Origin of the sequence: Halomonas sp. 328 (assembly GCF_015645095.1) — a bacterium.
Taxonomy (GTDB): Bacteria; Pseudomonadota; Gammaproteobacteria; order Pseudomonadales; family Halomonadaceae; genus Bisbaumannia.
Genome location: NZ_JADOTW010000034.1, coordinates 26,414 through 36,655, shown reverse-complemented (window position 1 = coordinate 36,655; position 10,242 = coordinate 26,414). Strand labels below are relative to the sequence as shown.

Annotated in this window: 10 protein-coding genes and 1 pseudogene; 2 read left to right on the top strand and 9 right to left on the bottom strand. The window is 70.3% G+C overall.

Features of this window, described 5'->3' with window-relative positions:
- A pseudogene (locus IHD13_RS18485) lies at nt 1-480 on the top strand (hypothetical protein); the annotation flags it as partial.
- 117 nt (nt 481-597) lie between these two features.
- Here IHD13_RS18485 and murB read toward each other — a convergent pair.
- The 9 genes from murB to IHD13_RS15560 all read right to left on the bottom strand — a co-directional run bounded on the left by murB (nt 598) and on the right by IHD13_RS15560 (nt 9,406).
- Nucleotides 598-1,632 (bottom strand): UDP-N-acetylmuramate dehydrogenase, encoded by a 1,035-nt coding sequence (gene murB, locus IHD13_RS15595; protein ID WP_326838375.1) that lies wholly within the window; start codon nt 1,630-1,632, stop codon nt 598-600.
- A complete protein-coding gene (locus IHD13_RS18265; RefSeq protein ID WP_230086367.1) occupies nt 1,629-2,105 on the bottom strand; it encodes a low molecular weight protein-tyrosine-phosphatase in 477 nt (158 codons plus the stop codon). Before IHD13_RS18265 ends, murB begins: the two co-directional genes overlap by 4 nt.
- Nucleotides 2,105-2,881, bottom strand: a complete 777-nt coding sequence (gene kdsB / locus IHD13_RS15590) for a 3-deoxy-manno-octulosonate cytidylyltransferase (protein WP_195861952.1) — start codon at nt 2,879-2,881, stop codon at nt 2,105-2,107. Before kdsB ends, IHD13_RS18265 begins: the two co-directional genes overlap by 1 nt.
- Entirely contained in the window at nt 2,878-3,081 is a 204-nt protein-coding gene (locus IHD13_RS15585; RefSeq protein WP_146802688.1) for a Trm112 family protein, read from the bottom strand. Before IHD13_RS15585 ends, kdsB begins: the two co-directional genes overlap by 4 nt.
- 2 nt (nt 3,082-3,083) lie before the next feature.
- The gene (gene lpxK, locus IHD13_RS15580) at nt 3,084-4,106 is read right to left on the bottom strand and encodes a tetraacyldisaccharide 4'-kinase (RefSeq protein ID WP_195861951.1); all 1,023 of its coding nucleotides are present in this window, start codon (nt 4,104-4,106) and stop codon (nt 3,084-3,086) included.
- A 145-nt stretch (nt 4,107-4,251) separates the two neighbouring features.
- The gene (msbA, locus tag IHD13_RS15575) at nt 4,252-5,997 is read right to left on the bottom strand and encodes a lipid A export permease/ATP-binding protein MsbA (RefSeq protein WP_326838374.1); all 1,746 of its coding nucleotides are present in this window, start codon (nt 5,995-5,997) and stop codon (nt 4,252-4,254) included.
- Nucleotides 5,998-6,007: 10 nt separating this feature from the next.
- Nucleotides 6,008-6,421, bottom strand: a complete 414-nt coding sequence (locus IHD13_RS15570) for an ExbD/TolR family protein (RefSeq protein WP_195861949.1) — start codon at nt 6,419-6,421, stop codon at nt 6,008-6,010.
- Complete coding sequence (locus tag IHD13_RS15565; RefSeq protein ID WP_195861948.1) at nt 6,418-7,086, bottom strand: MotA/TolQ/ExbB proton channel family protein; 669 nt, start codon at nt 7,084-7,086, stop codon at nt 6,418-6,420. The genes IHD13_RS15570 and IHD13_RS15565 overlap by 4 nt, the downstream gene beginning before the upstream one ends.
- Before the next feature lie 28 nt (nt 7,087-7,114).
- Nucleotides 7,115-9,406 (bottom strand): DNA internalization-related competence protein ComEC/Rec2, encoded by a 2,292-nt coding sequence (locus IHD13_RS15560; RefSeq protein WP_195861947.1) that lies wholly within the window; start codon nt 9,404-9,406, stop codon nt 7,115-7,117.
- A gap of 225 nt (nt 9,407-9,631) precedes the next feature.
- On the opposite strand from IHD13_RS15560, the gene IHD13_RS15555 reads away from it, so the two are divergent.
- A complete protein-coding gene (locus tag IHD13_RS15555; RefSeq protein ID WP_195861946.1) occupies nt 9,632-10,189 on the top strand; it encodes a DUF2062 domain-containing protein in 558 nt (185 codons plus the stop codon).
- Nucleotides 10,190-10,242 lie beyond the last annotated feature (53 nt).

Below are 10,242 nucleotides of genomic sequence, written 5' to 3'. Positions count from 1 at the left end.
AAGGCCCAAGACGTGAAGGCCGAAGCGCCCAAGCAGCCCGAGGCGAAGCAAGAAGCCAAGCCGGAGGCCAAGGCCCAAGACGTGAAGGCCGAAGCGCCCAAGCAGCCCGAGGCGAAGCAAGAGGCCAAGCAAGAGCCCAAGGCCCCGGAAGCGAAGGTCGAAGCCAAGCCCGAGGCTAAGCAAGAGCCCAAGCAAGAGACCAAGGCCCCGGAAGCGAAGGTCGAAGCCAAGCCCGAGGCTAAGCAAGAGCCCAAGCAGCCCGAAGCTAAGCAAGAGACTAAGCAAGAGACCAAGGCCCCGGAAGCGAAGGTCGAAGCCAAGCCCGAGCCCAAGGCCCCGGAAGCGAAGGTCGAAACCAAGCCCGAGCAGCCCGAAGCTAAGCCCGAGGCCAAGCCCGAGGCCCCCAGCCGCCGTCGTCGCCGGGCCCATAACGACCCCCGCGAGCAGCGCCGCCGGGAGCAGGCCAAGGACGGCCAGTAAGGCGGAGAGAGGCCCCGCCTAAGGCGGGGCCCTCGCCAGACCAACTCAAGGCACGACGACAAAGGCCCGTGGCAATCGCCACGGGCCTTTGTCGTTAGGGCGCGGGACTTTCAGGGGTCAGTCGAAGCGGCCCATCAGCCGCGGCTCCCGCTCCAGTACCACCGCGAAACGCTGCCGCACCCGCTCGGCGACTTCCTCGGCGAAGGCCAGCAGGCCCCGGGCATCGCCGCCGCCATGATGCACCAGCACCAGGGCCTGACGCTCGTGGACGCCGAAGGGCCCCTGCCGCCAGCCCTTGAGGCCGCACTGGTCGATCAGCCAGCCGGCGGCCAGCTTGACCCGCCCGTCGGGCTGGGTGAAGTGAGGCATCGCCGGGTGGTCCTTGAGCAACGCCGCGGCCCGGGCGGCAGGCACCAGCGGGTTCTTGAAGAAGCTGCCGGCATTGGGCAGTACCCGGGGATCGGGCAGCTTCTCGCGGCGAATGGCGCAGACCGCCTCGGCCACTTCCCGGGGGCTGGGCGCCTTGCCAACCCGACGCCCCAGGTCGCCGTAGTCGAGGCGAGGCCGGGGACGCGTCGAGAGCCGCAGGCGCAGGTGGGTGATCATCACTCGTCCCGCCAGCTCCCCCTTGAAGAGACTCTCCCGGTAACCGAAGGCACACTCCTCGCCCCCCAGGGTCACGGCGCGACCATCGTCGAGATAGCGCAGCTCCACCGCCTCCAGCACCTCGGCCAGCTCGACCCCGTAGGCGCCGATATTCTGGATCGGCGCGGCACCGCACTGCCCCGGAATCAGCGCCAGGTTCTCCAGGCCCCAGAGACCGCGTTCGGCCATGGCCATCACCAGGGCGTGCCAGTCGTGGCCCGCCGCCACCCGCACCCCGACGCTGCCGTCGGCTCCCGGGGTCAGCTCGCAGTCGGCGAAGCCGGGCTGCAGCACCAGGCCCTCGAGGCAGGGGGCGAGAATCAGGTTGCTGCCGCCACCCAGCAGGCTCACCGGCCAGCCCCGCTCCGCGGCCAGGGCCAGGGCCGGCGCAAGCTCGGCTTCATGGGCCAGGCGCATAAAGTGCGCCGCCCGGGAACTCAGCCCCAGGGTATTCAGGCCATCCAGAGGGTACTCATGGCACAAGGCGGGGAAGGTTGCCTGGCTCACGACCGCGCCTCCAGGCGACGTTCGAGCTCCGACACCAGCCCATCGGCGGCGGCCTCCACCAGGTCGAGGACACGATCGAAGCCTTCGGCCCCGCCGTAGTAGGGATCGGGCACTGCCTGGCCGGGGCTGCCGGCGAAGTCGAGGAAGAGACCGAGGTGGGCCCGGCAGCCTGGCGGGCGGCGAGCCTCGAGCTCCGCCAGGTTGGCGTGATCCATGGCCAGCAGGTAGTCGAAGGCGTGGAAATCGTCGTCCTGCAGCTGGCGGGCGCGTAGCGCCGCGAGGTCATAGCCGCGGGACGCCGCGGCGTCCCGGGTACGCGGGTCCGGCGCCTTGCCGATATGCCAGCCGGCGGTGCCGCAGGAGTCCACGTCGACCCGCTCGGCCAACCCCGCGGCGTCCAGGCGCTGACGGAAGACCCCCTCGGCGGTGGGCGAGCGACAGATATTGCCCAGGCAGACGAAGAGCACCCGCATCACGCCTGGTCCCCCTGCCCTGCCACCAGGGCCCGCACCCGGGCCAGGTCCTCGGCGGTATCGACGCCGGCAGGATGCGCCTCCCGGGCCAGCGCCACCAGGATGCGCCGTCCCTGCTGGAGGGCACGCAGCTGCTCCAGCTGCTCCAGCTGTTCCAGGGGGGTGGGCAGCCAGTCACGGTAGTCGCGCAGGAAGCCGGCCCGATAGGCATAGAGGCCGATATGGCGCAGCCAGGCGTCGGTGGTCAGCAGCTCCGGACGGGCGGCGAAGGCGTCGCGATCCCAGGGGATGGGCGCCCGTGAGAAGTAGAGGGCGGCGCCGCCCAGGTCCCGCACCACCTTGACCACATTGGGGTTGAAGAGCGTCTCCACGTCATGGATCGGCTCCGCCAGGGTGGCCATGGCCGCGGTGTCGTCATCCGCCAGCCGCCGGGCCACCTGATCGATCAGCGCCGGCGGCAGCAGCGGCTCGTCGCCCTGGACATTGACCAGGATCGCTTCGTCGTCCAGGCCCAGCCGATCCGCCACCTCGGCCAGGCGATCGGTGCCGGAGGGATGATCGGCGCGGGTCATCACCGCCTCGCCCCCCACCGCCTCGACCGCCTCGCGGATGCGTTCGTCGTCGGTGGCCACCACCACCCGGTCGGCGCCGCTGGCCCGGGCCTGGCGCCAGACCCGGACCACCATGGGTTCGCCGCCGATCTCCAGCAGCGGCTTGCCGGGCAGCCGCGAGGAAGCGTAGCGCGCCGGAATCACCGCGATCACGCCCTGACTCATGGCGTCGCCCCCGGCCCCTTGCCGAGCTTCTCGTCCACGTCCATGACCCGCGCCTCTTCCTCCAGCATCACCGGGATGCCGTCGCGAATCGGGAAGGCCAGGCCATCGTAGTGACACCTGAGCTCGGCGGCCTCCCGGTCGTACTTGAGCTTGCCCTGGCAGAGCGGGCAGACCAGCATGGCCAGCAGTTCCTTGTCCATCGTTATCTCTCCCGTGTCGGGACTGGGTTCAGGGTATCGAGCCGCCCGTCGAGCCACTCGATGAAAGTCGTGTCGGGCCGCGCCTCCACCTCCAGGGCCCAGCAGGCCGGAGAGGCGAAATCGCGGCACTTCACCGCATCCTTGGCGGTCATTACCACCGGGCGATCGTCGCCGAAGGCGAGATCCCCGGCAGCGAAGGCATGGTGATCGGCGTAGGGGTGGGGCGTCACCGTCAGGCCCTGCCGCTCCAGGGTGGCGAAGAAGCGCCCCGGGTTACCGATCCCCGCCACCCCGTGCACCGGCCCCGTGAAGGGCGGCGGACTCAGCGGGCGGGCCTCGCCGTCGGCGACCCGTCGCCAGGCGCTGGGCTCGAGGGCCATCCGATGGGCCCCGTCGGGGGGCGCGAAGGCCGCGTCGCCATTGATCAACACCGCATCCACGCTGGCCAGCCGTTCCAGGGGCTCCCGCAGGGGCCCGGCGGGCAGGCAGCGGCCATTGCCAAAGCCCCGGGCGCCATCCACCACCACCAGCTCCAGGTCGCGGCCCAGGGCCAGATGCTGGAGGCCGTCGTCACTGATCAGGATATCGCAGCCCGCCTCCAGCAGGCGTCGGGCGCCCCGGGGGCGATCCGGATCCACCACCAGGGGCACCCCGGTCTGGGCCGCCAGCATCGCCGGCTCGTCGCCGCAGGCCGCCACCGGAGTCTCGGCGCTGACCCAGAGCGGGTAGTCGTCGCTGCGTCCCCCATAGCCCCGGGAGAGGATGCCCGGCGCCCGGCCCCGCTCGCGCAGATGCGTCGCCAACCAGGCGACCAGGGGCGACTTGCCGGTGCCGCCCAGGGTCAGGTTGCCCACCACGATCACCGGTACCGGGGCCCGCCAGACCGGCTTCCGGCCCTCGGCATAAGCCGTCGCCCGGCGCCTTACCGCCCCGCGGTAGAGCACCTCCAGGGGCCGCAGCAGCGTCAGCCAGGGCGCGCCACGATAGGCCGCCGCCAGCCAGCGATCTCCCAGGCCACCACTCATGCCGGGAGACCTCCTGGCATGGCAGGCCAGGTCAGGGGGCCGCGTCGTACCATGTGCCAGGCCTCACCGAGTCCACCACTCATGCCGCCGGGGAGACCTCCTGGCACGGCAGGCCAGGTCAGGGGGCCGTCGCCGAGATTCAGGCTCATGCCGGGGGCGCCTCCTGGAATTGCAGGCGGTGGAGGGCCGCATAGGCACCATCCTGAGCCAGCAGCTCGTCATGGCGCCCCGCCTCGATGATCTCGCCCTGCTCCATCACCAGGATGCGGTCGGCCCGCTCGATGGTGGAGAGGCGGTGGGCGATCACGAAGGTGGTGCGCCCCTCGCAGAGGGTCTCCAGGGCACGCTGAATATAGCGTTCCGACTCGCTGTCCAGGGCCGAGGTGGCCTCGTCGAGGATCAGGATGGGGGCATCCTTGTAGATGGCCCGGGCAATGGCCAGGCGCTGGCGCTGGCCGCCGGAGAGCATCACGCCGTTGTCGCCCACCACGGTGGCATAGCCCTCGGGCAGGCGCTCGATGAACTCGTGGGCATAGGCGGCCCGGGCCGCCGCCTCCACCGCCGCCGGGTCGGGGTTCTCGTCGCCATAGGCGATATTGTCGGTGATGCTGGCATTGAACAGGGTCACCTGCTGGGAGACCAGGGCGATCTGGCGGCGCAGGGGCTGCAGGCGGTAGTCGTCCAGGGGCACACCGTCGATCCGGATACGCCCGGCGGTCGGCGCATAGAAGCGCGGCAGCAGGTTGACCAGGGTGGTCTTGCCGCTGCCGGAGCGGCCGACGATGGCGATCATCTCGCCGGGCTCGACCGCCAGATCGATGCCCTTGAGCACCTCGGGCAGGCCCTCCCCATAGGCGAAGCGTACCCCCTCGAAGGCCAGGCGCCCCTGCAAGCGGGGCGTCTCGTGACTGCCCGCATCGGGCTCCGGGGTCTCCTCGAGCAGGCCGAAGAGCTCGGCGGAGGCGGCGATGCCCTTCTGGATCTCGCTGTTGATCTCGGTAAGCTGGCGCACCGGCTTGGCCATCAGTGAGGCCGCGGTGATAAAGGCCACGAATTCGCCGGCGGTCATCTCCGCCATCAGCGCCGGTGACATGGCCAGCCAGACCAGGCCGGCCAGGGCCAGGGCCACCAGGAGCTGGATCACCGGGGTACTCACCGCCTTGGTCAGTGCCTCCTTCATGCTCTGCTGGCGGTTGTAGTCGCTGGCGGCGGCGAAGCGCCGGCGCTCGTAGCCCTCGGCGCCGTGGGTGCGCACCACCCGATAGCCGGAGAGCGCCTCGGAGGCCACATGGGTGACGTCGCCCATGGAGTGCTGGATGCGCCCGGAGAGGCGCCGAAAGCGCTTGCTGGCATAGCTCACCACGCCGGCGATCAGCGGCGTCACACCGAGGAACACCAGGGTCAGCAGCCAGTTGGTCCAGAGCAGGTAGGCGAGCAGGCCGAGGACGAAGAGGCCCTCGCGCAGCAGGATGGTAATGGCGTTACTGGCCGCTCCGGTGACCTGCTCCACATGGTAGGTGACCCGGGAGATCAGGTGGCCGCTGGAGTGGGCGTCGAAGAAACGCCCGGGCAGGCGCAGCATATGGTTGAAGACGTTGCAGCGCAGCGCGTGGACCACGTTGCGGGCCACGTTGCTCATGAAGTAGGTGCCGAGGAAGGTCCCCACCCCGCGGGCGGCGAACATGCCCACCACGAACAGCGGCAGGAAGAGGCGAAAGGCGGCGTCCGGACTCTGGATGCCGTCGATCAGGCGCTTCATCATCTCCGCCAGGGCGGTGCTGGAGGCGGCGTAGATCAGATAGCCCAGCACCGCCAGGAGGAAGGACTTCCAGTGGGGCCTGACATAGCCCAGCAGACGCTTGTAGAGGTTCCAGCCCGATTGCTGTGTCACGGTGACTCCGTTACGGCGTGGTGGCTCCACCCTCGCGGGTGGCGATACGAATACGTTGGATGCCCAGGCTACCGGCCCGATCCAGGGCCCTGACCACGGCGGCATGGGCGGCGCGGCCATCGGCCTCGAGGATCAGGCCATGCTCCCGGGCCGCCGCGGCCCGCTCGGCCAGGGCGGCATCCAGCCGCGCCCCGCTCAGGGTCTCGCCGTCCAGACGGTACTCGCCCTCGGCGGTGATCACCAGGATCACCGGCGAGGCCTCGAGGGTGGCGGCCTCGCGGCTCTGGGGCAGGATCAGCTCCAGGGCCTGACGGGTCTCGAAGGTCGTGGAGACCATGAAGAAGATCAGCAGCAGGAAGACCACATCGATCAGCGGGGTCAGGTTGACCTCCACCGCATCGCGCCGCCGCCGGGGAAACTTCACGCCCGAGGCTCCTCGGTGGCCGACGCCGCCCCGGGACGACGATCGCTGAGCCTGACCTCGCCCTGATGATGGGCCAGGTACTCCACCAGCAACCCGGCCTGCTCCTCCATGCGCACCGTGATGTCCTCCACCCGGCGCTGGAAGTAGCGATGGAACATCAGTGCCGGGATCGCCACCGTCAGGCCAGCGGCGGTGGTCACCAGGGCCCGGGAGATGCCCCCGGCCAGGTCGGCGGTGCGCTCCACCCCCTCGGCGGCGACGATCACCGAGAAGACCTCGATCATCCCCACCACGGTGCCCAGCAGGCCGATCAGCGGGGTGATGGCGGCGATGGTGCCCAGGGGGCTGAGGAAGCGCTCCATGTCGTGGATCACCGCGGTGGCCGCCTCCTGGAGGCGGGCCCGCACCTGCTCATGACCCAGGCGCGCGTTGCGCAGCCCCGCCGCCAGGATGCCCCCCAGGGGCGAGTGCCCTTCCAGCCAGTAGAGGTTGACCTGCCCCTGATTGATCAGGGTGCACACCTCCTGGCCCAGGCCCAGGGGGGCGATACGCCCGGCCCGCAGGGTCCAGAGGCGTTCGATGATGATCACCATGGCCACCAGGGAGCAGCCGAGCAGCGGAATCATCAACCAGCCCCCGGCGATCAGGGCATCGAGCAGTTCCATCGAGGGCGTCTCCCGTCCGTGCAACGCATTACCGGCCAAGACCGATCCATGGCGGCGATTCTACCCCATGGCAACGGCCACCGACACCGGCCCAGGGGATCCGACGCTGGGGCGCGATCCGCGTCTCCGGCCCCAGCCGCAGGGTCAGGGCCCCATCCAGGGCGGTATTCCACTGGCAGCTGCCGTAGCGGGCGAAGCGCCGCACCACCTCATCGGCAGGATGCCCGAAGGGATTGTCGCGTCCGGCACTGTAGATCACCTGCCGCGGCCGCAGCCGCTCCACCAGCACCGGCCCCGAACTGGTGTGACTGCCGTGATGCCCGGCCACCAGCACCTCCAGGGGAGCCCCCACCTCGAGCAGGAAGTGACGCTCTACCTCGCGTCCCACATCGCCGGTGATCAGCACCTGTCGGTCGCCGGCGGAGACCAGCAGCACACAGGAGCGATCGTTGCTGGAAAGCGTCGACTGGAGCCCCGGCGGTGGCCAGAGCAGACGGAAGTCGACGCCATCCCAGTGCCAGGCCTGGCCCCGATGGCAGGGCGTAAAGGGCACGCCGATCACTTCGCCCTCCGGGGCCAGCCAATCGCCCACCTGGTGCTCGGCCAGGGCCGGCACGCCCCCGGCATGGTCCAGGTCGTCGTGGCTGATGATCACCCGGTCGAAGCGCTGCCCTGGTGGCCAGAGCCCGGCCAGGGGCACATAACCGCTGCCATAGCGAGGACCGGCATCGTAGAGCAGTCGGTGGTTGGCGGTGGCGATCTCGACCAGCTGGCCCTGGCCCACGTCCCAGACCCGCAGGGTCGCCTCACCGTCGTGCGGCACGGAAGGCGTCAGCCATAGCGGCAGACTCAACAGCCAGCCACTGACCAGGGCCCGCCAGCCTAGGGCCAGGCCGGGCAATGCCCAGACCAGGGCCAACAGCCCCAACCCCAGGGCCAGGGGAAGCAGCTGCCAGGCCTCGGGATACCAGGGGGGCAACCCGCGCAGGCTCAGCTCCAGCAGGGCCTCGAAGCCCACCACCAGCCAGCCGAAGAGCCACCAGCAGAACCATGACAGGGGTGGCACCCAGACCAGCAACCAGCCCAGCAGTCCCAGGGGCACCAGCAGCAGGCTGACCAGCGGTACCGCGAGCAGGTTGACCAGGGGCGCCGCCGTGGCCAGCCGGGCGAAGGCCAGCAGCACCGCCGCGGCCATCCAGGGCGCCAACAGCCACTGGGTACGCACCAGGCCCCAGAGCCAGCCGGCTAGCCCCCGGGGACGGGGACGTCCCTGCCAGATCAGGATCAGCAGGGCCACCGCCAGGAAGGAGAGCCACAGGCCGGGACGCCATAGCGACAGCGGGTCGAGCAGCACCACGATGGCCAGGGCCAGCCACCAGCCCTGCCAGGGCCCCGGCGCATGGCGCCCGCTGGCCACCCAGAGACCGATCAGCGCCATCACCAGGGCGCGCAATGCCGGCGGCGCCAGCCCCGCCAGGACGGCATAGCCGGTGGCGGCCAACGCCGCCAGCCACCAGGGCCAGACCGCCAGGCGCCACGACCGGGGCGTCACCAGGCGCGCGACACCCCGCCCCAGCAGCAGCGCAAAGCCGGCCACCAGCCCCACATGCAGCCCCGAGATCACCACCAGGTGGGTGGTGCCCGTGGCATTGAGACGCTCCCAGTCCTCCCGGTTCAGGGCCTCGCCGGCCCCCAGGGTCAGGGCCGCCAGCCAGCGCCGGGCACTATCGGGCATGGGGCGCGACTCGAGATGAGCCAGGGCCAGGCGCCGCAGCGACGGGGCGGCCGGAGCGAGTCGCTCCGGGGGCGGCTCGGTCCGCACATAGCCGGTGGCACCGATCCCCTCTCGCCATAACCAGGCGCGGTAGTCGAAGCCGACGGGGTTGGCCAGGCCACCGGGGGGACGCAAGCGCACCGCCAGACGCCAGCGCTCACCCGCCGCCATCTCGGGAGCATCGAAAACGCTCAGGCGCACCTGGCGCAGGGTATCGCAGGGAAGTCGCTCGCCCTCGTGTGGTTCGCAGGCCATCACCTCGACACGCAGCCGCGTCAGTCGCTGCTGATGGCGTACCTCGTCAAGACGTCCCTCGACGATCAGGGTCTGGCGGGAAAGCCCCTGGGGCAATTCGGCGCGCTGCATCAGCATGATCTGGGTCGCCGCCACCGCCGCCACCAGCAGCAAGCCCAGGGCCCCGGGACGGCGACGTAGCCACAGGGCCAGCAGGGCTGCCGCCTCGATCAGCCCCCTGGGCGACCAGTACCCCAGCAGGGTGCCGGCGATGGCGGCCAGCGCCAGGGGCCAAGCCCATCCGATCCGCATTCCCTTGCTCCTTGCTCCTTGGTCCCTTCGCCGTTGGCCGTCCAGGCGCGGCGACACCTCAGCCTATCCCGCCAGGGGCCAGCCCCATCCGATCCGCCCTCTCTTGCTCCTTGCTCCTTGCTCCTTGCTCCCCTCGCCATGGCCGTCCACGAGCGTCAGACATGGCGAGCCCACGTGCTTGTATGGATAATAGTCGGATCGCCGTCAGCCCACTTCGAGACCTCGATGCCGCGCCGCCTGCTACAGCGCTATCTGCCCCACCCGGAGACGCTCAAGCGCAATCGCTCACTGCGTTTCATGAGCCACTGGATCGGCAACCCCTCCCTGTGGGTGCTGTCACGGCGTGGCGTGGCCAACGCCTTCATGGTGGGGCTGTTCAGCGCCCTGCTACCGATCCCCTTCCAGATGGTGGTAGCCGCCTTCGGTGCCTGGCTGCTGCGCTGCAACCTGCCCCTGTCGGTGGGCCTGGTATGGATCACCAACCCCCTGACCATGCCGCTGATCTTCTACGGCAACTATCGGCTGGGGGCCTGGCTGCTCAGCACGCCGGCCCGGGAAGCCCCGGAGGCGCTCTCCACCCGCTGGGTGGCGGAGCAGATGCTGGATATCCTGCCGATCCTGGCCCTCGGCTCACTGGTGGCGGCGGTGGTAGTGGGGCTCGGCGCCAACCTGCTGGTGCGACTCCTGTGGCGCTGGCACGTGGTGCGCAGCTGGAAACAGCGCCGCCATCGTCGCCGCCAGCGCCGCGAGGCGCGCCGCCGCGGCGACGAGCACTCTTCCTAACCAGCCTCCAGTAACGATCACGGCGCCTCGAGGGCGCCGTGATCGTTTGACAT